This is a genomic window from Modestobacter sp. SYSU DS0511, from assembly GCF_054050755.1.
Genome location: NZ_JBJGZY010000039.1, coordinates 12483 through 33775, shown reverse-complemented (window position 1 = coordinate 33775; position 21293 = coordinate 12483). Strand labels below are relative to the sequence as shown.

Sequence of the window (21293 nt, the reverse complement as noted above, 5' to 3'; positions counted from 1 at the left end):
GGCGGGCGCCCGGGCACCCGGGGGGGGCCCCGGCATCGGGGGGGGGGCTCAGCCTGAACCCCCCACGATCAGGTCGCCTGATCCCGGGGCGGGGATCAGGCGGGCAGGGAGGCGACGCCGCGGGGCAGGAAGCGGGAGCCGGTGACGGCCTCCGACACCCCGGCGCGGTCGAGGTACGGGGAGATCCCGCCGAGCCAGAACGGCCAGCCGGCGCCCAGCAGCATCGCCAGGTCGATGTCCTGCACCGCCTGGACGACGCCCTCGTCGAGCATCAGCCGGATCTCCTCGGCCAGCGCCCGCTCGGCCCGCTCCCGCAGCTGCTCCTCGGTGAGCGGGGAGTCGCCGGCGTCGATCCCGGCCAGCTCCGGGTCGAGCACACCCGGCGCGGTGAAGACCGAGCTCTTGCCCAGCTCGACCATCCGCCGCAGCCCCACACCGACGCCGAAGCGGTCGGGGAACGCCTCGTGCATCCGCTCGGCCACGTGCAGCGCCACCGGGGGGCCGACCAGCGTCAGCAGCTCGAAGGGGGTCATCGGCAGGCCCAGCGGCTCCAGCGCCCGCTCCGCGACGTCGACCGGCGTACCGGCGTCGACCGCAGCGGTGACCTCGCCGAGGAAGCGGGTCAGCAGCCGGTTGACCACGAACGCCGGGGCGTCGGCGACCAGCACGCAGGACTTCTTCAGCTGCTTGCCGACGGCGAACGCGGTGGCCAGCGTGGCGTCGTCGGTGCGCTCGGCCCGCACCACCTCCAGCAGCGGCAGGACGGCGACCGGGTTGAAGAAGTGCAGGCCGACGACCCGCTCGGGGTGCTGCAGCTGCGCGGCCATCTCGGTCACCGAGAGCGCGGAGGTGTTGGTGGCCAGCACGCACTCGGGCCGCACCACCGCCTCCACCTCGGCGAAGACCTGCTGCTTGACCGACAGCTCCTCGAAGACCGCCTCGATGACCAGGTCGGCGTCGGCGAAGGCGGCCTTGTCCAGCGAGCCGGTGACCAGGCCGGTGAGCCGGTTGAGCGCGTCGGGGGAGAGCCGGCCGCGCTCGGCCAGCTTCCGCAGCTCGGCGTGCACGTACCCCACGCCCTTGTCGACGCGCGCCTGGTCGACGTCGGTGAGCACGACCGGCACCTCCAGTCGGCGCACGAACAGCAGCGCCAGCTGCGAGGCCATCAGCCCCGCGCCCACGACGCCGACCTTGGTGACCTTCCGGGCCAGGCCCTTGTCCGGGGCCCCGGCCGGCCGCTTGGCCCGCCGGTTGACCAGGTCGAAGGAGTAGAGCCCCGCCCGCAGCGCGTCGCTCATCAGCAGGTCGGTGAGCGCGTCGTCCTCGGCCGCGGTGCCGGCGGTGAAGCCGGCATCCCCGGCCCGGGCCAGGTCGAGCAGCTCGACCGCGCGCAGCGCGCCGGGGGAGGCGTTGCGGGTGCGTGCCGCGACGACGCCGCGGGCCCGGGCTGTGGCGCCGTCCCAGGCCGACCGGTCGATCTCGGGACGGCGGACGGCGACGTCCCCCCTGACCACGCCGGCGGCCCACTCCAGCGAGCGCTCGAGGAAGTCGGCCGGCTCGAACACCGCGTCGGCGATGCCGAGAGCCGCCGCCTTCGGGCCGGGCGTCGTCTTGTTCTGGGCGAGGGCGTTCTCCACGATCACCGTGACCGCGGCGTCGATGCCGGTCAGCTGGGGCAGCAGCTGGGTGCCGCCCCAGCCGGGCACCAGCCCCAGGAACACCTCGGGGAAGGCGACGACGGCGGTCGAGGCGATCGTCCGGTGGTGGCAGTGCAGCGCCAGTTCCAGGCCGCCGCCCATCGCCGCGCCGTTGACGAACGCGAAGGTCGGGATCGTCGAGTCCTTGAGCCGGCGGAACACCCGGTGCCCGGTCTCGGCGATCTCCCGGGCCTGCTCGGGCGAGGTGATCCCCGGGACGCCGGAGAGGTCCGCGCCGACGGCGAAGACGAAGGGCTTGCCGGTGACCGCGATCGCCGCCGGAACGGGGGAGTGCTCGGCGATCTCGTCGAGGGCGGCGTCCAGCGAGGCGAGCCCGCCGGGGCCGAACGTCGAGGGTCGGGTGTGGTCGTGCCCGTTGTCCAGGGTGATCAGCGCCAGCTCGCCGGCCAGGCCGGGGACGGCGACGTACCGCACCAGCGACCGCGTGACGACCTCTGTCGGGGCGCTCATGCCGTTGCTCCGTTCCAGTTCGGGTTCTCCCAGATGACGCTGCCGCCCATGCCGATGCCGATGCACATGGCGGTGAGGCCGTAGCGGACGTCGGGCCGCTCGGCGAACTGCCGGGACAGCTGGGTCATCAGCCGCGCCCCGGAGGAGGCCAGCGGGTGGCCCACGGCGATCGCGCCGCCCCAGGGGTTGACCCGCTCGTCGTCGTCGGCGATGCCGAAGTGGTCCAGGAACGCGAGCACCTGGACGGCGAAGGCCTCGTTGAGCTCGAACAGGCCGATGTCGTCGATGGTCAGCCCGGTGCGGGCCAGCGCCTTCTCCGTCGCGGGGACCGGGCCGACGCCCATCACCTCGGGCTCGACCCCGGCGAAGCCGTACCCGACCAGCCGCATGCCGACGTGCAGGCCCAGCTCCTGCGCCACCTCCTCGGCGGCGAGCAGGCAGCCGGTCGCGCCGTCGTTCAGCCCTGCGGCGTTGCCGGCGGTCACGTGCCCGTGCGGGCGGAACGGCGTCCGCAGCGTCGCCAGGCCCTCGACGGTGGTGTCCGGCCGCGGTGGCTCGTCGACCGTGGCCAGCCCCCAGCCGTGCTCGGCGGAGCGAGTGGCCACCGGCACCAGCTCGGGGCCGATCCGGCCCGCGGCCACGGCCGCGGCGTACTTCTGCTGGCTGGCGACGGCGAAGGCGTCGGCCCGCTGCTTGGTCAGGTGGGGGTACCGGTCGTGCAGGTTCTCCGCGGTCGAGCCCATCACCAGCGCGGAGCCGTCGACGATCTTCTCGCTGACGAACCGCGGGTTCGGGTCGACGCCCTCGCCCATCGGGTGGTGGCCCATGTGCTCGACGCCGCCGGCGATCGCGACGTCGTAGGCGCCGAAGGCGATCCCGGACGCCGTGGTGGTCACCGCGGTCATCGCGCCGGCGCACATCCGGTCGATCGCGTAGCCGGGGACGCTCGTGGGCAGCCCGGCCAGCAGCGCGGCGGTGCGGCCGATGGTCAGCCCCTGGTCGCCGATCTGGGTCGTGGCGGCGATCGCCACCTCGTCCACGCGCTCGGGCGGCAGCGCCGGGTTGCGGCGCAGCAGCTCCCGGATGCAGCGCACGACGAGATCGTCGGCGCGGGTCTCGGCGTAGATGCCCGTGGGGCCGGCCTTGCCGAAGGGCGTGCGCACGCCGTCGACGAAGACGACCTCACGCAGCGAGCGTCGCCGTTGCTGGGGGATGGACACGCAGACCTCCGCGTCGGGTCCGGTCACCGGATCGGGTGGCGAACCGGCCGGAGAGCAAGTTACCGACTGGTAACCACGGGGGCGCCCCCCACCCCCACCTGGGGTGACGGACCGTTGCAGTTCTTGATCACGGTCCGGCAACGGTCCTGCAGTGTGCTTGCCACCACATGTGATGAAGCGCACGATCCCCCACGGCACTTTCCGGAACCTCGACGAAAAAGGCAGGAACCTCCATGGCGCGACGGCGCACCCTGATGACTGCTCTGGCAGCGTCCCTCGTGTTCCCCCTCGCCGCCTGCGGTGGCGGCGACGACAACGGTGGCGGCACCAGCGGCGGTGACAGCGGCGGCGGCCAGGCCGAGGGCAAGGTCGGCGTCATCCTCCCCGACACCGAGTCCTCGCCCCGCTGGGAGTCCTTCGACCGCCCGCTGCTGGAGCAGGCGTTCGAGGAGGCCGGCATCGAGGCCGACATCCAGAACGCCCAGGGCGATGCCCAGCAGATGCAGACGATCGCCAACCAGATGATCACCAGCGGCGTGACCGTGCTGGCGATCGTGAACCTGGACAACGCCTCCGGCGCGCAGATCCAGGACCAGGCCGCCCAGCAGGGCGTGGCGACGATCGACTACGACCGGCTCACCCTGGGTGGCTCGGCGGAGTACTACGTCTCCTTCGACAACACCGAGGTCGGCCGGCTGCAGGGTCAGGGCCTGGCCGACTGCCTCGGGCCGGAGCCGGCGAACATCGCCTTCCTCAACGGCTCGCCCGACGACAGCAACGCCACGCTGTTCGCCAACGGCGCGCACGAGGTGCTCGACGAGATGAGCCAGTACACCCAGGTGGCCGAGCAGGCCGTGCCCGGCTGGGAGCCCGACGAGGCGCTGACGCGCTTCGAGCAGATGTACACCCAGCAGGGTGGCGACATCCAGGGTGTGCTGGCCGCCAACGACACCCTCGCCAACGCCGTTATCCAGGTGCTGGCGCGGAACAACCAGGCCGGGGAGGTGCCGGTCACCGGGCAGGACGCCTCGGTCGAGGGGCTGCAGAACATCCTGGCCAACCGCCAGTGCATGACGGTCTACAAGCCGGCCGCCGAGGAGGCCAACGCGCTGGCCGAACTGGCCATCGCGCTGATCAACGGCGAGGAGGACCCGTCCATCGTCAACGGCGAGTCCGAGGACCCCGAGGGCGACCGCACGGTGCCGTCGGTGCTGCTGGACCCGGTCTCGATCACCCGCGAGAACGTCAGCCGGGTCGTCGAGGACGGCCAGGTCCGCGCCGAGGACCTGTGCACCGGCGAGTACGCCGCCGCCTGCACCGAGCTCGGCATCCAGTAGGTCCATCCGCCTCGGGGGGGGGGGGGGCCGCCGCGCGGGCGGGGCCCCCCCCGCCCGCCCCGCGGGCGACCCCCCCCCCGGCCCCGCCCACCCCCGCGCCCCGCCCCCCCCCCCCCCCCCCCCCCCCCCCCCCCCCCCCCCCCCCCCCCCCCCCCCCCCCCCCCCCCCCCCCCCCCCCCCCCCCCCCCCCCCCCCCCCCCCCCCCCGCAGCCGTGTTCCCAGGGAGGACCACGCATGTCCGTTCCGACGTCCGAGGACGGCTCCCCGATCCTCGAACTGCGCGGGGTGACCAAGAGCTTCGGCGCCAACCAGGTACTCCACGGGGTCGACCTGAAGGTGTTCCCCGGTCAGGTCACCGCACTGGTCGGCGACAACGGCGCCGGCAAGAGCACGTTGATCAAGTCCATCGCCGGGATCCACCCGATCGACAGCGGGGAGTTCTGGTTCGACGGCGAGCAGGTGCAGATCGCCGGCCCGCGGGACGCCGCGCACCTGGGCATCGAGGTCGTCTACCAGGACCTCGCGCTCGCCGACAACCTCGACGTCGTGCAGAACATGTTCCTCGGCCGCGAGCGGAAGAAGGGGTTCGTGCTGGACGAGGCGTCGATGGAGCAGGCCGCCAAGGACACCCTCACCACGCTCTCGGTGCGCACCCTGAAGTCGGTCCGCCAACTGGTCTCCAGCCTCTCCGGCGGCCAGCGGCAGACCGTGGCGATCGCCAAGGCGGTGCTCTGGGAGTCGAAGGTCGTCATCCTCGACGAGCCGACCGCCGCGCTGGGTGTCGCGCAGACCCGGCAGGTGCTCGACCTGGTGCGGCGCCTGGCCGACACCGGTCACGCCGTCCTGTTCATCACCCACAACATGGTCGACGTCTTCGAGGTCAGCGACCGTGTCGCCGCGCTCTACCTGGGCCGGATGGCGGCCGACGTGCCGATCGACCGGGTCGACCGGACCCAGGTCATCGAGCTCATCACCTCCGGCCGGTCCGGCGACCTGGGCCTGGACCAGTCCGTCTTCGAGGGGGCCTGACATGGCGAGCGACACCACCGTTCCCACCAGCGACGTCGAGCCCGGCGCGTCGGCGCCGTCCGGGTTCGAGGCCGACCGCGCCCAGGACACCGTGGGCGGCGTCGTCCGGGGGTACGTCGACCGGCTCCGCGGCGGCGACCTCGGGGCGCTGCCCGCGGTGCTCGGCATCGTCGTGCTCACCCTGCTGTTCTTCGCGCTGCGGCCCGAGACGTTCCTGACCCCGCTGAACATCACCAACCTGCTGGTCCAGGCCGCGCCGATCACCCTGCTGGCGATGGGGCTGGTCTGGGTGCTGCTGCTGGGGGACATCGACCTGTCCGCCGGTGTGGTCAGCGGGGTGGCGGCCGCCGTGCTCGCCCAGCTGCTGGCCGAGGTCGGGGTGCCCTGGTACGTCGCGGTGCTCGGGGCGCTGGTCACCGGCGCGGTGATCGGCATGTTCACCGGCACCCTGGTGGCGATGATCGGCATCCCGTCGTTCGTCGTGACCCTGGCGCTGTTCCTCGCCTTCCAGGGCGTCACCCTGCGCATCATCGGTCAGGGCGGTCACCGTGCCGATCCGGGACGACGTGATCCGGGCGCTGACCAACAGCTACATCCCGGTGGGGATCGGCTGGCTGCTGGCCGCCGCGGTGGTCGTGCTCTACGCGGCGCTCACGCTGAACCGCTGGCGGGTGCAGCGCAGCAAGGGGCTGGCCAGCCAGCCGCTGGCCATCGTGCTGGCCCGGATCGCGCTGATCGCGGTCGTCGTCGTGGTGCTCACCGCGATCCTCAACGCCGACCGCGCGCTGTCGGCCGCGATCGACCTGCAGGGCATCCCGTACGCCATCCCGGTCGTCGTGATCCTGCTGCTGGCGCTGACCTTCCTGCTGGGCCGGACCACCTTCGGCCGGCACGTCTACGCGGTCGGCGGCAACAAGGAGGCCGCGCGCCGGGCCGGCATCAACGTCGTCCGGATCCGGATCATGGTGTTCGTGCTGTCGTCGTCCATGGCCGCGGTGAGCGGCCTGGTCGCGGCGGCCCGGCTGAGCTCGGTGACGCCGGGCTCCGGGGGCGGCAACACGCTGCTGTACGCGGTGGGTGCGGCGGTCATCGGTGGCACCAGCCTCTTCGGTGGCCGGGGCCGGGTGCGCGACGCGGTGCTCGGTGGCCTGGTGATCGCCATCATCGACAACGGCCTCGGACTGCTGGGCGTGTCGGCGTACCTGAACTACATCATCACCGGTGGCGTGCTCCTGCTCGCCGCCTCCGTGGACGCCCTGGCCCGCCGCCGCGCGGCTGCCGGGCGAAGTTAGCGCTCCACACTCCGCTGCGACGACACACGGAGGGCGGCTCCGGGGGACCGGGGCCGCCCTTCGTCGTCCCGGGCCGCAGCGGAGGACCCCACCGGACGAGACCGTCCGCTGGGTTCCCGGTACCGGGACAGGGGGTGGCGATGCGAGCCAGGGTGGTGCCGTGGCTGGCCCTGCTCGTCCCGCTGGTCAACGCCGCGCTCGCGGTCACCGGGGCGCTCCCGGTGCGCACCGCGGTCGTCGTCGCCGTCGTCCTGGAGCTGCTCCTGGCCGGGGTGTTCGTCGCCGAGGCGGTGCTGTTCCGCCGGGCGTACCGCCGGGTCCGGACGGCCGGCGGCAGCCGCGGGACGGCGCTCCTGGCGGGTGCGGAGGCGGCGCTGCCCCGCCCGCTCCACTGGCTGATCCGCTCCGAGCTCGGCGTCGGCCGGGCGCTCTTCTGGGCGTTGCGCCGGCGCACCGTGGTCCGGCCGGGGGAGCAGCCGTTCTCCTACACCTCGCGGATCGGGGTGGTGCTCGGGACGGTCATCGGCCTCACCCCGGTGGAGCTCGGCGTCGTGCGCCTGCTGCTGCCCTGGCCGACCGTGCGCTGGGTGGTCCTCGCGCTCGGCCTGTGGGGCCTGGTCTGGCTGATCGGGTTCGCGCTGTCGCTGCGGCAGAACCCGCACACCCTCGGCCCGGACCAGCTCACCCTGCGGTTCGGGCAGCTCCGGACGGCGCGGGTGCGGCTCGCCGACGTCGCCGCGGCCCGGGTGGCCGCCACCGACGGGGCGAAGCGCACCCTGGAGGTCACCCCGGAGCAGGTCGCGCTGAGCCTGATGGGCGAGACCAGCGTGCGGCTGACCCTCCGCCCCGGGGCGACCGTCGACCTGGACGGCGCGCAGGTGCCGGCCGAGCGGGTGCTGTTCTTCGCCGACGACCCGCGCGGCCTGGTCCGGGAGCTGCGGAGCAGGCTGGCCGACCCCGTGCGGGACTGATCCTCAGCCGGCGGTGATCGCGTCGGTGAGCAGGTCGCGGGTCAGCCCGACCTGCCACTCGCGGGCACCACCGGCGCGCAGCGCGGCGGCGACCGCGTCGGGGTCGGCCGGCGGGGGTGACCACATCAGCCGCCGGACCAGGTCGGGGGAGAGGAGGTTCTCCACCGGCACCGACCACTGCTCGGAGACCTGGGCGAGCCCGGCCCGCGCGGCCTTGAGCCGGGCGGCGGCAGCGGGGTCGCGGTCGGCCCAGCGGTTCACCGGCGGCGGCCCCTCGCCGGGGCGGCTGTGCAGCGGCAGCTCGTCCTCCGGCAGCTCGCGCCCCCGGGTCAGCGCCCCGAACCAGGTGCCCACCAGCTTGCGGTTGGCCCGGCCGCGGAACACCGGCAGCTCGAGCAGCGCGCCCTCGCTCTTCGGGTCGGCCTGAACCGCGGAGACCATCGCCGCGTCGGGCAGCACCCGCCCGGGGGCGACGTCGCGGCGGCGGGCCAGGTCGTCGCGGGCCTGCCACAGCGACCGGAGCATCCCCAGCTGCCGCCGGCTGCGCAGGCCGTGCATGCCCGACGTGCGCCGCCACGGATCGGCCTTCGGCGCGGGCGGGCCGGCGGCGAGGATCGCCTCGAACTCCTGCCGGGCCCACTCGGTCTTGCCCTGCTCCTCGAGCAGCGCGGCCAGCGCGTCGCGCAGGTCGACCAGCACCTCGACGTCCAGCGCGGCGTAGACCAGCCAGTCCTCCGGCAGCGGGCGGGTGCTCCAGTCGGCTGCCGAGTGCCCCTTCTCCAGCCGGAACCCGAGCAGCGACTCGACCACGGCGCCCAGCCCCACGCGGGGGAGGCCGGCCAGCCGCGCGGCGAGCTCGGTGTCGAACAGCCGGGCCGGGACCAGCCCGATCTCGGCCAGCGACGGGAGGTCCTGGTTGGCGGCGTGCAGCACCCACTCGGCGTCGGCGATCGCGGCCTGCAGCACCGAGAGGTCGGGCAGCGGCACCGGGTCGATCAGGCCGGTGCCGGCGCCCTCGCGGCGCAGCTGCACCAGGTACGCGCGCTGGCCGTAGCGGTAGCCCGACGCCCGCTCGGCGTCGACGGCGACCGGGCCGGTGCCCGCGGCGAGCGCGTCGGCGTAGGCGACCAGCGCGGTCGAGGTCTCGACGACCGGGGGCAGCCCGTCCCGCGGGGCGAGCAGCGGGATCGCGGGCGGGCTCTCGTCGACGGTGGGCCCGGTGGGCTCGGTGGGCTCGGAAGCCCCGGTGGACGCGGTGGGCCCGGTGGGCTCGGTGGGCGCCTCGGCGCCCGGGTCGGTGCTCAGTTGATGACCCCCGAACGGATGCCGAGCGCCACCATGTGCGCCCGGTCGCCGGTGCCCAGCTTGCGCGCGATGCGCGCCAGGTGGCTCTTCACGGTCAGTGCGGACAGGTCCACCTTCTCGCCGATCTCCTTGTTCGTGTGCCCGTCGGCCACCAGCCGCAGGATGTCCCGCTCGCGCGGGGAGAGCTCGGCGACGGACTCCTCGACGCCGCTCCGGGTGAGGCCCTGGGCGAGGCTGCTGGCGATCCCCGGGTCGGCGTACACCTCGCCGGACAGCGCGGCGCGCAGCCCGTCGGTGAGCACGGCCAGCGGGCTGGTCTTCAGCACGTACCCCTGGACGCCGGCCAGGAAGGCGGTGCGCACCACCGCCGGCTCGGTGACGGCGGTCAGCACCACGGTCACCGGCCAGCCCTCGGTGCGCAGGGTGGGGAGCAGCTCGAGCCCCCGGCCGGGGTCACCGCCGCGCCCGGCGTTCTCCGGCCCGGTCTCGGGCAGGTCGACCTCCAGCACGCACAGTGCGCGCGGGCCGGAGACGTGCGCCCGCACCCGTGCCTCCTCGAGCGAGGCGGCCTCCTCGACCTCCCGGGCACCGAGCGCCCGCAGCCGCCCGGCCAGCGCCTCCCGCAGCAACGGGGAGGGGTCGACGACGAGCGCGCCGGCGTGCGGACCGAAGAGGGCGCCGTCGGGCCATGCCGCACCTGCCCCCATCCACCCTCCCCCCGCGGCCCGGCCGGAGGCGGCCCGGCCGCCGCAGCGACCAGCCCGGTCCTCGGTCCGGCGTGTCCGATCACTCGGCGGCAGAACCGTTACGCCGAGTGGAGTACACCGGAGAGTCTAGGCGTGGTCGTCGTCGGCCCGCCCGTTCGCACCGAGCAGGTGGATCCCCGGCGGGGGCAACCCGGCGGCGTTGCCGAGCACCTCCAGCCAGGCGGCGAGGTGGCGGTCCAGGTCGGTGTCCTCGGCCGTCCACGAGGCGCGGATCTCCACCTCGACGGAGTGCTCCGGCGCGGCGATCGAGCCGAACCGGGTGGAGGCGGTGCGGGTGACGGTGCCGCCCACCGAGTGGTGCCGGGCACCGGACTCGGCCAGCGCGTCGGTCAGCCAGCTCCAGGCGACCTCGGAGAACATCGCGTCGTCGACCAGGTGCTCGTCGGTGAGCGCCGAGACGAAGCCGACGCAGCGGGTGGTGCCGGCCCAGGCCTCGTGGCCCTCGGGGTCGAACAGCACGATGAACCGGCCGCTGGCCAGGTCGTCGTCCGGGTCGTCGGGCGAGGCCACCCGGGCACCGATCGCGGAGGCGAACGGAGCCAGCCGCTGCGGCGCCGGGATGTGCTCCAGCTCCACCTCCGGGCGGGGGTGGACGGTGGCCAGGGCAGCGAGCGCGGCCTCGAACTCCGGCGGGCGCGCAGCGGCCTCCCCGGGCTGCCGCCCCTGCTCGGCGCGCGTGCGCTGCTGAACCACGCCCGCAGGGTAGGTCGCGGACGACGGTCCGCGAGCGCCCGACGCGCGGCGCGACCCACCCGTGACCTCACCGGCCGGCTCCCGGAGGGCCAGGCCCGGTCCCCGCCGCGTCTGGGAGGATCGGCAGCCGTGGGCATCCCAGCGGCACCGGCCGCCGACTCCGATCTGGTCCGGGCGGCGCGGGGGCTGCCGGTCTCGCGCACCCCGGTGTGGTTCATGCGGCAGGCGGGCCGCTCGCTGCCCGAGTACCGCGCGCTGCGGGCGGGCACCGCGATGCTGGCCGCCTGCCAGGACCCCGACCTGGTCACCGAGATCACCCTGCAGCCGGTGCGCCGGCACGGCGTCGACGCGGCGATCCTCTTCTCCGACATCGTCCTGCCGCTCGTCGTGGCCGGGGTGGACATCGAGATCAAGCCCGGCATCGGGCCGGTGGTGGCGCAGCCGATCCGCAGCGTCGCCGACGTCGACGCGCTGCCGGCGCTCGAGCCCGAGCGGCTGGAGTTCCTCGCCACCGCGGTCCGGCGGTTGGTGGCCGAGCTGGGCGGCACCCCGCTGATCGGCTTCGCCGGCGCGCCGTTCACGCTGGCCACCTACCTGATCGAGGGTGGCCCCTCCAAGGAGCACGCCCGCACGAAGGCGTTCATGTACGCCGAGCCCGCCGCGTGGCAGCGCCTGCTGGAGCGGCTCGCGGTGAGCGCGGCGACCTTCCTGCGGGTGCAGGTCGACAACGGCGCCAGCGCCGTCCAGCTGTTCGACTCCTGGGCGGGGGTGCTGTCCGCCGTCGACTACGGCACCCGCGTGCTGCCGCACTCGCGCGCGGTGTTCGACGGGCTGGGCGACCGGGACGTGCCCAAGGTCCACTTCGGCGTCGGCACCGGAGAGCTGCTCCCGCTGATCGGCGACGCCGGTGCGGACGTCGTCGGCGTCGACTGGCGGGTGCCGCTGGACGAGGCCGCCCGGCGGGTCGGGCCCGGCTACTCGCTGCAGGGCAACCTCGACCCCGCGGTGCTGCTGGCCGACCGGGAGACCCTGGAGCGCGAGGTGCGCCGGGTCGTCGAGCAGGGCCGCGCGGCCCGCGGGCACATCTTCAACCTGGGCCACGGCGTGCTCCCGGAGACCGACCCCGACGCGCTGACCCGGGTGGTCGAGCTCGTGCACGAGCTCAGCGCGCGATGACCCCGCCCCGCCCCGCCGCCCCGGCGACCCGCCGCCTGGTCGTCGTCGGCGGCGGGCTCACCGGACTCGCCGCGGCCTGGGAGTGGCGGCAGGCGCACCCCGGCGACGAGATCGTGGTGCTCGAGGCCGGCGGGCGGCTGGGCGGGAAGCTGGACCGGGTCGAGCTGGCCGGCCAGTGGTACGACACCGGCCCCGAGGCGATGCTCGCCCGCGTGCCGGAGGCGGTCGAGCTGGTCCGGGCCCTCGGCCTCGGTGACCAGCTCGTCCAGCCGCAGACCACCCAGGCGTCGATCGTGCTGCCCGAGGGGCGCTTCGGCCTGCCGGCGGGCACCGTGCAGGGGGTGCCCACCTCCGCCGACGGGCTGGACGGCGTGCTGACCCCGGCCGGGGTGGCCCGGGTGGCCGCGGAGGCCGACCTGCCGCCGCTGCACCTCGACGGCGACGTCGCGGTGGGCCGGCTGCTGCGCGAACGGCTCGGCGACGAGGTCGTCGACCGCCTGGTCGAGCCGCTGCTCGGCGGGGTCTACGCCGGCCGGCCCGACGAGCTCTCCCTGGACGCCACGATGCCCGGGCTGGCCGCCCACCTCCGGCGGTCCACCTCCGTGCTCGGCGCGGCCAGCGCCGCCCGGGACGCCGGTGCCCGCAGCCGCGGCGACGCCGACGGCCCGGTCTTCGTGACCGTGGCGGCGGGGATCGGCTCGCTCCCCGCCGCCCTCGTCGCGGCCAGCGGCGCCGACGTGCGGCTCGGCACGCGGGCCGAGCGGCTGCGGCACCGCGCCGGGGGCTTCGAGCTCGAGCTGGCCGGCGGTGCGGTGCTCACCGCTGACGCCGTCGTGCTGGCCACCCCGGCCGGGCCGACCGCCGTGCTGCTCGCCGACGTCGCGCCCGACGCGGTGGAGCCGCTGCGCGGCATCCCCTACGCGTCGATGGCCGTGGTGGCGATGGCCTTCCCGGCGCAGGACGTGCCGGCCGGGTCCGGGCTGCTGGTGCCGCCGGTGACCGGCCGGCTGGTCAAGGGCGTCACCGTCTCCTCCGCGAAGTGGCCGCACCTGTCCGACGGCGGCGTCCTGCGGGTCCGCTCGTCGGTCGGGCGGTTCGGCGACGACGCCGACCTGCAGCGCGACGACGCCGGGCTGACCGCCGCGGTGGTCGCCGACGTCGCCGAGCTGCTGGAGCTGGCCCGGCCCGAGCCGGTCGACACGCACCTGGTGCGCTGGGCCGACGGGCTGCCGCAGTACCTGGTCGGGCACCCCGGCCGGGTCGCCGCGATCCGGTCGGCGGTCGCCGCGGTGCCCGGGCTCGCCGTCGCCGGTGCCGCGTACGAGGGCGTGGGCGTGCCGGCCTGCATCCGCGACGCCCGCCGCGCGGTCTCCGCCATCGCCTGAACCGCCGGAGGCCGGCTCCCCACGTGGGGAACCGGCCTCCGGCGTGCTGCGGGGTCGCCCGGACCCAGCGGCTGTGCAGGTCAGTCCTGGGCGGCCTCGGCCTGCCACATCCACCAGTGCTTCTCGAGCGCACCGGTGATCTCGATCATCAGGTCCTGGCTCACCTCGTCGTCCTCGGTCGCCTCGATCCGCTCGCGCATCCGCGCGACGACGACCTCGAACACCTCGACGAAGTAGCGGATGGCGTCGTCGGCGTGGATCCAGGCCACCGGCGGCTGGGGGAGCGCGGTGGCGCGCAGCGCCTCGGTGCGGCCGTCGGGCAGCACGCCGATCGCGGCGGCCCGCTCCGCCGCGGTGTCCTGGTACTCGCGGGCGGTGGCGACGACGTCGTCCAGCTGCAGGTGGATGCTGCGGAAGTTGCGGCCCACCAGCGTCCAGTGCACCTGCTTGGCGACCAGGCTCAGGTCGATCAGGTCGACGACGGCGCCCTGCAGCGCCTCGCCGGTGACCTTCTGCACGTCCTCGGGCAACGGGCTCTTGATGACGGCCATCTGTCCTCCTCGAATCGGGCTGACGGTGCAGCCAGTACAAGATCCGATCGATCGCTACCCTTCCCGTCCGCCGGGAGAAACCACCCGTGTCCAGCTTCACGATCATGATCGACCGAGGTCCCTGACCGGTCCGGCGCGGGCCGGGCGACAATGGGCGCATGAGCGCGGACGAGCAGCAGCAGGCGGGCACCCGCAGTGCCGAGGAGATCAACGCACTGACCCGGTACACGATGTGGTCGGTGTTCAAGCTGGTCCGACCGCTGGCCGACGAGCAGCGCACCGCGCTGGCCGACGAGGTCAGCGGGCTGTTCGAGGAGCTCGCCGGCAAGGACGTCGTCGTCCGCGGCACCTACGACGTCGCCGGGCTGCGCGCCGACGCCGACCTGATGATCTGGTGGCACTCCGGCGACCCGGAGGCGTTGCAGGAGGCGTACACCCGGTTCCGCCGTACCGCGCTCGGCCGGCAGATGGAGCCGGTCTGGTCGCAGATGGGCATGCACCGACCGGCCGAGTTCAACCGCAGCCACGTGCCGGCGTTCCTCAACGACGAGGAACCGCGGCACTTCATCTGCGTCTACCCGTTCGTGCGCTCCTACGAGTGGTACCTGCTGCCCGAGGACGAGCGCCGGGAGATGCTGCACGAGCACGGCATGCAGGCCCGCCCGTTCCCGGACGTCCGCGCCAACACCGTCTCCTCCTTCGCACTCGGCGACTACGAGTGGCTGCTCGCCTTCGAGGCCGACGAGCTGCACCGGATCGTCGACCTGATGCGCGCCCTGCGGGCCAGCGCCGCCCGCCGGCACGTGCGGGAGGAGGTGCCCTTCTACACCGGCACCCGCAGGCCCGTCGCCGAGCTCGTCGCCAACCTGGCCTGAAGAAGGGCCCCGTCCTCCCCACCCCGCGCAGGCTCGGGGCGAGCTTCTGGACGGGGCCGGCGACGCCGCATCGATGCGGGATCAGCGGCCCAGGCCGTCGTCCCGGGCGCGGATGATCGCCTCCGCCCGGTCGGCCACCTGCAGCTTGGTGAGCACGTTGGAGACGTTGTTGCGCACCGTCTTGGGCGAGAGGTGCAGGGCCGCCGCGATCTGGGCGTTGGACCGGCCGGCGGCGACCAGGTCCAGCACCTCGCGCTCGCGGGCGGTCAGCTGCGGGAAGGCGGTGGCCGGGCCGGTCGGACCGGCGGTGAAGAACTCGGCGATCCGCCGGGCCAGGGCGGCGCCGAACACCGCACCGCCCGCCGCTACCGTGCTGATCGCGCGGACGACCTCATCCTGGTCGGCGCCCTTCAGCAGATAGCCCCGGGCGCCGGCCCGGACGGCGGCGAACACGGTGCCGTCGTCCTCGCTCATCGTGAGCACGACGACGCCGACCGACGGCTGCTCCGCGGTGACCCGCCGGGTGGCCTCGATCCCGTCCAGCCCGGGCATCTGCACGTCCATCACCACCACGTCCGGCTGCTCCTGCCGGGCCAGGGACACCGCCTCCGCGCCGTCGGCCGCCGTGCCCACCACGGCGATGCCCGGCACGGACGCGAGGAGCGCGGCGAGCCCCTCCCGGTACACCGGGTGGTCGTCGGCGACCACCACCCGCAGCGACTCGTCGTCGACGACCGGATCAGCCACCAGCACTCCTTCCCGCCACGGGCAGGACCGCCCGCACCTGCGTCCCGCCCTCCGCCGGGCACCCGACGGTTCCCCAGCCACCCAGTTCCGCGGCCCGCTCGCGCAGCGACGCCAGCCCCACCCCGGCCGGCGCGTCGGGGCCGATCCCACGGCCGTCGTCGTTCACGCTGACCACCAGCGCGCCATCGACCCGGTCCAGCTCGACACGGCAGTGGTCGGCGTGGGCGTGCCGGGCCACGTTCGCCAGCGCCTCCGACGCGATCCGGTAGGCAGCCACCTCGACCGCCGCGGGCAGCTGGTCGACCTCCCGGCCGGCGGTCACCGCGACGGCCACGCGCGGGGCGAGGAGGCGCTCTGCCTGCTGCCGGACCGCGCCGACGAGGCCAGGTCGTCGAGGGCGGGCGGGCGCAGGTCGTGCACCAGCCGGCGCACGTCGGCGAGCGCGGCGGACACCTCCTCACGCGCCTGCCGGAGCACCCGGTCGGCCTCCTCGGGGCGGCAGGCAGCCAGGTTCCGCGCCGTGTCGATGCGGAGCACGACGGCCCCCAGGCTGGGGCCGAGGCCGTCGTGCAGGTGCCGTCGCAGCCGCCGGCGCTCCTCCTCCCGTGCGGTCACCAGCTGCTCCCGGCTGACCTGCAGCTCGGCCGCGAGCGCGCTCGCCCGAGCGGCTGCGGCGGCCTGCCGGACGACGTCGGCCAGCAGGCGCTCGTCCCGCCCGAGCAGGGAGGCGTGCAGGCCGGCGCGAGGGAGGAGGAGGTGGCCCACCTGCTGGCCACGGAAGGCGATCGGCAGCGACTGCACCTCGGCCGGCCGGTTGCCGTGCTCGGCGACCAGCTGGTCGCCTTCGGCGTGGTCGACGACCACACCGACGTAGGGGGAGCGGAAGGCCTCCGCCACCGTCCGGGCGACGGTCAGCAGTTGCTCGCCGGCACCGGTGGACCGCTCCAGCTGCTCGGCGAGGCCGGAGACCACCCGGTAGGGGTCCTCCCGGTCACCGAGCACCCAGCGGCGGACGACCACGCCGCCGCGGTCGACGCCGTCCGCACGGATGGTCCGCAGGGGCGGGGCAGCGGTCGCCGTCGGCTCCGCGGCCTGGGCCGGGGGGATCCTGGCCTTCGGGCTCACCCCGGTCGACGGCTGGCAGGGCGTCGTCTACGACCTCTCGTCCCTCGCGTTCCAGCTGGGACTGGTCGCCCTGGTGACCGTCCAGCTGCGCACCGGCGCCATCGGCACCGGCCGCCTGGCCCGCGGCCTGCTGCACGCCGAGCACGTGCTGCTCGTGCTGGCGATCGCGTCCACGGTGACCTGGCTGGTCACCTCGGAGACCCAGCGCGAGACGACCTGGTTCCTGCTGCTGGACTCGTGCTGGCCGTTGTCGATGATCGGCATGTTCGCCATCGGCATCCGGATCGCCATCGCCGGCCGGTGGCGGGGGGCGGCGCGGTTCTGGCCGCTCGGGGCGGAGAGCTGGGCGCCGGTGGTCATCCCGGTCAGCGCCGTGCTGCCCGACGTGGCCGGCCCGGTGGCGGCCGCGCACCTGCTCCTGGGGTACGCCGCCCTGGGCGTCGTCCTGGCCCGCCGACCGGAGCTGACCGGAGCCGGCGACTGACCCGGCTCCGACGCGGCAGCACCCCCGCCCCGTGCTCCCGGGCGGGGGTGCTGCCGCGCGCCGAGGAGGGCTCAGCCCTCCGTGGGCTCGAGCCGGATGCTGACCGAGTTGATGCAGTACCGGTCGCCGGTGGGGGTCTGCGGCGCATCGGCGAAGAGGTGCCCGAGGTGGCTGTGGCAGCTGCCGCAGAGCACCTCGGTGCGCACCATGCCGTAGCTGGTGTCCTCGCGGAGGACGACGTTGTCGGTGGCGGCGGGCTCGTAGAAGGACGGCCAGCCGCAGTGCGAGTCGAACTTCGTCCCGGAGGTGAACAGCTCGGCGCCGCAGGCCCGGCAGGAGTAGGTGCCGACGGTCTTGGTGTCGACGTACTCACCGGTCCACGGCCGCTCGGTGCCGGCCTGGCGCAGGACGGCGTACTCCTCCGGCGACAGCTGGGCGCGCCACTCCTCGTCGCTCTTGACGACCCGGGGCTGCGCGGCGGGCGTGGTCGGCTGGGAGGCGGATGTGGTCATGGCTCCACGGTACGGCGGCTGCGCCACCGGCCACCCCGCCGAGTGACCCGGGTGCCCCCGACCCGGGCGGGACGGCGGACACTGGTCCGGTGACCGCACCCGATCCCCAGCAGCCCCTCCCCGACGTGTGGTTCACCCGCGACCTGCCGGTGCTGCGGGCGATCGTGCGGCTGCTCGACGAACCACCGCACGGCAGCGCCCCGTACCTGGGCGCGGTGGTGCCGGCCAGCGGGCTGCCCAAGCCGCAGGTCGTGTCTGCGGCCAACGCCCTGGTGGCGGCCGGCTACGTCGTGGCGCTGACCAACCACGCCGGCGACGTCGTCCGGTTCACCTCCGCCTCGGCCGAGGCGCGCCGGCTGGCCGGTCTGTGGCCGACGCCGCAGGGGGAGTGGGAGCGCCTGCTGGAGCAGCTGGAGGTGCGGGCGGCCAACGCGCTCAGCGACGTCGAACGCGACCGGTGGCGCGCGTTCGCCGACGCTGCCGCAGCGGTGGGCCCGCACGACGGCGCGTTGCTGATGTCGGCCCTGATCGGCGGCTACGTCCCGCGCGCCCGCTGAGCCGTCGCGCGCACCGGAGGCCAGAACCAGGAACAGCGCCCCCACCCGGCGTACCGGATGGGGGCGCTGCAGGTCTTCCTGGGGCCGCGATCAGCCCAGCTCTGAGGAGATCAGAGCGGGTTGACGTTCGCCGCCTGCGGGCCCTTCTGGCCCTGCTCGACGTCGAACGAGATGCGCTGGCCCTCGTCGAGCGAGCGGTACCCGCTGGACTGGATGGCCGAGTAGTGGACGAAGACGTCCGGGCCGCCCCCGTCAGGGGTGGCGAAGCCGAACCCCTTCTCGGCGTTGAACCACTTCACTGTTCCTTCGGGCATTGCTCGCTCCTAGCTGCGGTGGTGCATCGGGGTCCTGCCAGTGCGCAGGGCCTTCCCGACAGACAGAACCCTAGCGGCTCCGGCGCCTCCGTGGGGGATCAGGGACAGATCTTGCCCCGAGACGGTGCTCAGAGCAGCCGGCCGTCGTCCTCGGGGAAGGCGTGCGCGGTACCGCCGGTGGGGGCGTAGGCGCTGACCGGGGGCCGCGGTGCCGCCTCCTCCGGGCGGTCGCCGGGCGACCAGGGCAGGGCCGGTCCGGCGGCGGGCAGCGCCCAGCGTGCCGGCCGCCACGACTGCACCCCGATGGGCGCCTGCTCGGCGGCCCACAGCTCCTGGGCGAGCCGGGCCTGCTCCTCGCGGTAGGTGCGGACCCAGCGGCGCCAGCGGTGCCCGAGCAGGTCCAGGGCGACCAGCACGGCCACGAGCACGGCGACGGCGAGCATCGCATCGGTGACCGCGGCCGCGACGTCCAGCGGGCTCAACTCCGGCCAGCCGACGCTCTCCAGCTGGTGCCCGATGATCTCGATGACGACGTACAGCACGCCGTACACCAAGAACGCGCCCCTCATGACCTGCTCCCTGCCGATCGTCGCTGACCCGGACGTCAACGGCAGCTCCGGTGCCCTGCGGGAGGGCGCGGCCCACCTGGCGCCCCGCGTCCCACCCGATCGGGTGAGGGCGCAGCCCCGTCCGTGGTCAGCGGTCGAGCAGCACCGCGAGCCGACGGGTCACCCGGTGGGGGAGCCTCGGGGAGGGCGGTGGCGGGTGCTCGGCGGCGATCACCCCGCTGAGCGCGTCCAGGGCGGCGTCGAGCAGCTGTGCCTGGGTGGGGACGGTGACCGGTTCCGGGGCCGGAGGGTCCGTGGGCACCAGCAGCTCCGCGAGGTCGCCGACCACGTGGTGGCCGGCTGCGGCGAGCTCGGCGACCATGGTGGCCGACCTCGCCGCGACCCAGCCGTGGTGCTCGGCCGGGAGCCGGATCGCCGGGCCCGGGCGCGCGGCCAGCACGTCCGGTGCCAGGCGCCGGTTGACCCGCTCGGCGTAGACCGGCCAGGGCACGCGTCCGTCGAGCCGGCTGTTGAGCAGGCGGAGCAGCTCGGCCTCCACCGCGCCCAGTGAGGTGTTCGCGGCCCGGGCGGGCGGCGGGGTCGCGACGTCGGGCGGGACGCCCAGGACGGCGGCGAAGCGGTGCCACAGCTCGTCACGTCCGGCGCCGCGTGGAGGCACCACCACCACGTGCACGCGATCCGGGGGCAGGGCGGAGGTCCAGCGTCGCAGCACCTCCGGGACGTCCTGGCGGTGCCAGAAGACGTCGCCGTACCAGGCCCGGGTGCCGGACCGGTGGTCGGCGGCGGCGAGGAAGTCGGCGAAGGTCGCCGTGTGCTGGTTCTTCAGGTCCTCCTGCCACACGGCCGGGAGCTGGCGGGCGAGGTCGCGTGCGGTCACCACGACGTGGACCTCCGCGGGCGCGAGGTCGGCCAGTGCACGAGCGGCCACCTCCGGGGTGGCGTCGCCGAACAGCTCGTGGCTGAGCACGGCGGTTCCCGGGGTGCGCCGCACCCGGCGGACGAGCCGTTCCCAGGCGCCCTGGACGGCGGGGTCGGGCCAGTCGTTGAACGTGGTCCCGCTGAGGTCCTGGTAGGCGAGGAAGTGCGCATCGGGGCTCCAGCCAGGGCAGCTGACGCCGCACCGGGTGAGCGCCGGTCGGTTGTCCCACAGCAGCTGCTGCAGGTAGGTGGTGCCGCTCTTGGGCGTGCCGATGTGGAGGAGGACGCGGTCGGCCACGGGCTACCGCGTCGGGTGGTCGGCGTTCGTCACGCCCGCAGGCTCGCCGCGCGAGCTGGGGCGCAGCTGTGTCCCACCGAGGTGTCCGCGGTGGGCCTGCCGGGGAGGCCGTTCAGGGCCGGCGGTACAGCTCGGTGAGCAGTTCGACCACGGCCGGGGTCGCCGGGTGCGGCTCGTCGCGCCACCAGGCCAGCCGGACGGCGACCGGTTCGGCGTCCCGGATGGGGCGGTAGACGACGCCGGGGCGCTGGTACTGCGCCGCGGTGCCCTCGGTGGTGACGCCGACGGCGCGCCCGGTGGCGATGACGGTGAGCCAGTCGTCGACGTCGTTGGTGTGCTCGACCCGGGGCCGGGCGTCCTCCGGCCACAGCTCGGGGGTCGTGGTGCCGGTCCGCCGGTCGACGAGCAGCAGCCGGGTGCTCAGCTCGGCCAGGCGCAGCGACCGGCGGCGGGCCCACGGGTCGTCGGCGGCGAGGGCGCACATCCGCCGCTCCAGGCCGACCAGGGTGGCACCGAACCGCCGTTCGTCCAGCGCGACCCGGACCACGGCGAGGTCGCAGACCCCCTCGGCGAGCCCGGCGGTGGGGGAGTTGGTGCGCACCAGCTGGAGCGCGGTGTCCGGGTGCTCGGCGCCCCACCGGCGCTGGAAGTCCAGGGTGTGCCGGCCCATCGCCGACCAGGCGTGGCCGATCCGCACCCGGCCGCCGTCGCCGCCGGCCACGCGACGGAGCTCGGCGGCGTCGGCGAGCAGCCGGCGGGCGCGGGGGAGCACCCGCTGCCCGGCCGCGGTCAGCCCGACCTCGCGGGCCGTGCGGCGCAGCAGCCGGGTGCCCAGGGCCCGTTCCAGCGAGGCCAGGGTGCGGGAGACGGCCGCCTGGGAGACGCCGAGCTCCAGCGCGGCGTCGGTGAAGCTGCCGGCGTCCACGATCGCCACCAGGCAGCGCAGCTGGCGCAGCTCGACGTCCATGCACCGAGCGTATGCAGAGCGTGCCGGATGCAT

At 74.9% G+C, this 21293-nt stretch carries 23 protein-coding genes and 1 pseudogene; 10 read left to right on the top strand and 14 right to left on the bottom strand.

The genetic code is table 11. The annotated features are described in order from the left end of the window. Nucleotides 1-95: 95 nt before the first annotated feature. Both ACI783_RS16655 and ACI783_RS16650 read right to left on the bottom strand, forming a co-directional pair. Nucleotides 96-2168, bottom strand: coding sequence for a 3-hydroxyacyl-CoA dehydrogenase NAD-binding domain-containing protein (locus ACI783_RS16655; protein WP_457141476.1), 2073 nt, complete (start codon nucleotides 2166-2168; stop codon nucleotides 96-98). Beyond that, on the bottom strand, nucleotides 2165-3388 hold the full coding sequence (locus ACI783_RS16650) for a thiolase family protein (protein WP_457141475.1): 1224 nt from the start codon (nucleotides 3386-3388) through the stop codon (nucleotides 2165-2167). The genes ACI783_RS16655 and ACI783_RS16650 overlap by 4 nt, the downstream gene beginning before the upstream one ends. A gap of 254 nt (nucleotides 3389-3642) precedes the next feature. Here ACI783_RS16650 and ACI783_RS16645 point away from each other — a divergent pair, with 254 nt between their 5' ends. The 5 genes and pseudogenes from ACI783_RS16645 to ACI783_RS16625 all read left to right on the top strand — a co-directional run bounded on the left by ACI783_RS16645 (nucleotide 3643) and on the right by ACI783_RS16625 (nucleotide 8017). Further along, nucleotides 3643-4725 carry a sugar ABC transporter substrate-binding protein gene (locus ACI783_RS16645; RefSeq protein WP_457141474.1) on the top strand — a complete coding sequence of 361 codons (1083 nt, stop codon included), beginning with the start codon at nucleotides 3643-3645 and terminating at the stop codon, nucleotides 4723-4725. Nucleotides 4726-4959: 234 nt separating this feature from the next. Beyond that, entirely contained in the window at nucleotides 4960-5754 is a 795-nt protein-coding gene (locus ACI783_RS16640; protein ID WP_457141473.1) for an ATP-binding cassette domain-containing protein, read from the top strand. Nucleotide 5755: 1 nt separating this feature from the next. Beyond that, a pseudogene (locus ACI783_RS16635) lies at nucleotides 5756-6235 on the top strand (ABC transporter permease subunit); the annotation flags it as partial. A 67-nt stretch (nucleotides 6236-6302) separates the two neighbouring features. Further along, entirely contained in the window at nucleotides 6303-7046 is a 744-nt protein-coding gene (locus tag ACI783_RS16630; protein WP_457141472.1) for an ABC transporter permease subunit, read from the top strand. Between the two features lie 140 nt (nucleotides 7047-7186). Further along, nucleotides 7187-8017 carry a hypothetical protein gene (locus tag ACI783_RS16625; RefSeq protein WP_457141478.1) on the top strand — a complete coding sequence of 277 codons (831 nt, stop codon included), beginning with the start codon at nucleotides 7187-7189 and terminating at the stop codon, nucleotides 8015-8017. A gap of 3 nt (nucleotides 8018-8020) precedes the next feature. Here ACI783_RS16625 and ACI783_RS16620 read toward each other — a convergent pair whose 3' ends face one another. The 3 genes from ACI783_RS16620 to ACI783_RS16610 all read right to left on the bottom strand — a co-directional run bounded on the left by ACI783_RS16620 (nucleotide 8021) and on the right by ACI783_RS16610 (nucleotide 10782). After that, nucleotides 8021-9322 carry an HRDC domain-containing protein gene (locus ACI783_RS16620; RefSeq protein WP_457141477.1) on the bottom strand — a complete coding sequence of 434 codons (1302 nt, stop codon included), beginning with the start codon at nucleotides 9320-9322 and terminating at the stop codon, nucleotides 8021-8023. Then, nucleotides 9319-10029 (bottom strand): LuxR C-terminal-related transcriptional regulator, encoded by a 711-nt coding sequence (locus tag ACI783_RS16615; RefSeq protein WP_457080798.1) that lies wholly within the window; start codon nucleotides 10027-10029, stop codon nucleotides 9319-9321. Before ACI783_RS16615 ends, ACI783_RS16620 begins: the two co-directional genes overlap by 4 nt. Before the next feature lie 126 nt (nucleotides 10030-10155). Next, nucleotides 10156-10782, bottom strand: coding sequence for a DUF3000 domain-containing protein (locus ACI783_RS16610; RefSeq protein WP_457141471.1), 627 nt, complete (start codon nucleotides 10780-10782; stop codon nucleotides 10156-10158). Nucleotides 10783-10911: 129 nt separating this feature from the next. Between ACI783_RS16610 and hemE the strand changes: the two genes are divergently transcribed. After that, entirely contained in the window at nucleotides 10912-11958 is a 1047-nt protein-coding gene (gene hemE, locus ACI783_RS16605; protein WP_457141470.1) for a uroporphyrinogen decarboxylase, read from the top strand. Continuing rightward, nucleotides 11955-13343 carry a protoporphyrinogen oxidase gene (gene hemG / locus ACI783_RS16600; protein ID WP_457141469.1) on the top strand — a complete coding sequence of 463 codons (1389 nt, stop codon included), beginning with the start codon at nucleotides 11955-11957 and terminating at the stop codon, nucleotides 13341-13343. The genes hemE and hemG overlap by 4 nt, the downstream gene beginning before the upstream one ends. 80 nt (nucleotides 13344-13423) lie before the next feature. On the opposite strand, the gene ACI783_RS16595 is transcribed toward hemG, so the two are convergent. Next, the gene (locus ACI783_RS16595; RefSeq protein ID WP_457141468.1) at nucleotides 13424-13894 is read right to left on the bottom strand and encodes a Dps family protein; all 471 of its coding nucleotides are present in this window, start codon (nucleotides 13892-13894) and stop codon (nucleotides 13424-13426) included. Between the two features lie 158 nt (nucleotides 13895-14052). Here ACI783_RS16595 and hemQ point away from each other — a divergent pair, with 158 nt between their 5' ends. Continuing rightward, nucleotides 14053-14769, top strand: coding sequence for a hydrogen peroxide-dependent heme synthase (gene hemQ, locus ACI783_RS16590; RefSeq protein ID WP_457141467.1), 717 nt, complete (start codon nucleotides 14053-14055; stop codon nucleotides 14767-14769). 81 nt (nucleotides 14770-14850) lie between these two features. Here the strand turns inward: hemQ and ACI783_RS16585 are convergent, their stop codons facing one another. The 3 genes from ACI783_RS16585 to ACI783_RS16575 are packed head-to-tail and all read right to left on the bottom strand — an operon-like array spanning nucleotide 14851 to nucleotide 16536. Beyond that, on the bottom strand, nucleotides 14851-15516 hold the full coding sequence (locus tag ACI783_RS16585) for a response regulator (RefSeq protein WP_457141466.1): 666 nt from the start codon (nucleotides 15514-15516) through the stop codon (nucleotides 14851-14853). Beyond that, entirely contained in the window at nucleotides 15509-15850 is a 342-nt protein-coding gene (locus tag ACI783_RS16580) for a sensor histidine kinase (RefSeq protein ID WP_457141465.1), read from the bottom strand. Before ACI783_RS16580 ends, ACI783_RS16585 begins: the two co-directional genes overlap by 8 nt. Next, on the bottom strand, nucleotides 15835-16536 hold the full coding sequence (locus ACI783_RS16575) for a histidine kinase dimerization/phosphoacceptor domain-containing protein (RefSeq protein WP_457141464.1): 702 nt from the start codon (nucleotides 16534-16536) through the stop codon (nucleotides 15835-15837). Before ACI783_RS16575 ends, ACI783_RS16580 begins: the two co-directional genes overlap by 16 nt. A 28-nt stretch (nucleotides 16537-16564) precedes the next feature. On the opposite strand from ACI783_RS16575, the gene ACI783_RS16570 reads away from it, so the two are divergent. Then, nucleotides 16565-17125, top strand: a complete 561-nt coding sequence (locus tag ACI783_RS16570; RefSeq protein ID WP_457141463.1) for a hypothetical protein — start codon at nucleotides 16565-16567, stop codon at nucleotides 17123-17125. Nucleotides 17126-17196: 71 nt separating this feature from the next. On the opposite strand, the gene msrB is transcribed toward ACI783_RS16570, so the two are convergent. After that, nucleotides 17197-17637 (bottom strand): peptide-methionine (R)-S-oxide reductase MsrB, encoded by a 441-nt coding sequence (gene msrB / locus ACI783_RS16565; protein WP_457141462.1) that lies wholly within the window; start codon nucleotides 17635-17637, stop codon nucleotides 17197-17199. An 89-nt stretch (nucleotides 17638-17726) separates the two neighbouring features. On the opposite strand from msrB, the gene ACI783_RS16560 reads away from it, so the two are divergent. Further along, on the top strand, nucleotides 17727-18194 hold the full coding sequence (locus ACI783_RS16560) for a hypothetical protein (protein ID WP_457080818.1): 468 nt from the start codon (nucleotides 17727-17729) through the stop codon (nucleotides 18192-18194). Nucleotides 18195-18304: 110 nt separating this feature from the next. On the opposite strand, the gene ACI783_RS16555 is transcribed toward ACI783_RS16560, so the two are convergent. The 4 genes from ACI783_RS16555 to ACI783_RS16540 form a co-directional block, all read right to left on the bottom strand. Beyond that, the gene (locus ACI783_RS16555) at nucleotides 18305-18508 is read right to left on the bottom strand and encodes a cold-shock protein (RefSeq protein WP_153356009.1); all 204 of its coding nucleotides are present in this window, start codon (nucleotides 18506-18508) and stop codon (nucleotides 18305-18307) included. A gap of 128 nt (nucleotides 18509-18636) precedes the next feature. Further along, entirely contained in the window at nucleotides 18637-19077 is a 441-nt protein-coding gene (locus ACI783_RS16550; protein WP_457141461.1) for a hypothetical protein, read from the bottom strand. A gap of 127 nt (nucleotides 19078-19204) precedes the next feature. Continuing rightward, nucleotides 19205-20293, bottom strand: a complete 1089-nt coding sequence (locus ACI783_RS16545) for a hypothetical protein (RefSeq protein ID WP_457141460.1) — start codon at nucleotides 20291-20293, stop codon at nucleotides 19205-19207. A 112-nt stretch (nucleotides 20294-20405) separates the two neighbouring features. Then, nucleotides 20406-21260: a LysR family transcriptional regulator gene (locus tag ACI783_RS16540; protein WP_457141459.1), complete on the bottom strand. Its 855-nt coding sequence runs from the start codon at nucleotides 21258-21260 to the stop codon at nucleotides 20406-20408. Nucleotides 21261-21293: the final 33 nt, after the last annotated feature.

Coding starts and splice junctions, on each gene's coding strand:
- ACI783_RS16655 (WP_457141476.1), bottom strand. CDS start 2,168: ATGAGCGCCCCGACAGAGGTCGTCACGCGGTCGCTGGTGCGGTACGTC.
- ACI783_RS16645 (WP_457141474.1), top strand. CDS start 3,643: ATGACTGCTCTGGCAGCGTCCCTCGTGTTCCCCCTCGCCGCCTGCGGT.
- ACI783_RS16640 (WP_457141473.1), top strand. CDS start 4,960: ATGTCCGTTCCGACGTCCGAGGACGGCTCCCCGATCCTCGAACTGCGC.
- ACI783_RS16625 (WP_457141478.1), top strand. CDS start 7,187: ATGCGAGCCAGGGTGGTGCCGTGGCTGGCCCTGCTCGTCCCGCTGGTC.
- ACI783_RS16615 (WP_457080798.1), bottom strand. CDS start 10,029: ATGGGGGCAGGTGCGGCATGGCCCGACGGCGCCCTCTTCGGTCCGCAC.
- hemG (WP_457141469.1), top strand. CDS start 11,955: ATGACCCCGCCCCGCCCCGCCGCCCCGGCGACCCGCCGCCTGGTCGTC.
- ACI783_RS16595 (WP_457141468.1), bottom strand. CDS start 13,894: ATGGCCGTCATCAAGAGCCCGTTGCCCGAGGACGTGCAGAAGGTCACC.
- hemQ (WP_457141467.1), top strand. CDS start 14,053: ATGAGCGCGGACGAGCAGCAGCAGGCGGGCACCCGCAGTGCCGAGGAG.
- ACI783_RS16570 (WP_457141463.1), top strand. CDS start 16,565: ATGGTCCGCAGGGGCGGGGCAGCGGTCGCCGTCGGCTCCGCGGCCTGG.
- msrB (WP_457141462.1), bottom strand. CDS start 17,637: ATGACCACATCCGCCTCCCAGCCGACCACGCCCGCCGCGCAGCCCCGG.
- ACI783_RS16555 (WP_153356009.1), bottom strand. CDS start 18,508: ATGCCCGAAGGAACAGTGAAGTGGTTCAACGCCGAGAAGGGGTTCGGC.
- ACI783_RS16550 (WP_457141461.1), bottom strand. CDS start 19,077: ATGAGGGGCGCGTTCTTGGTGTACGGCGTGCTGTACGTCGTCATCGAG.
- ACI783_RS16540 (WP_457141459.1), bottom strand. CDS start 21,260: ATGGACGTCGAGCTGCGCCAGCTGCGCTGCCTGGTGGCGATCGTGGAC.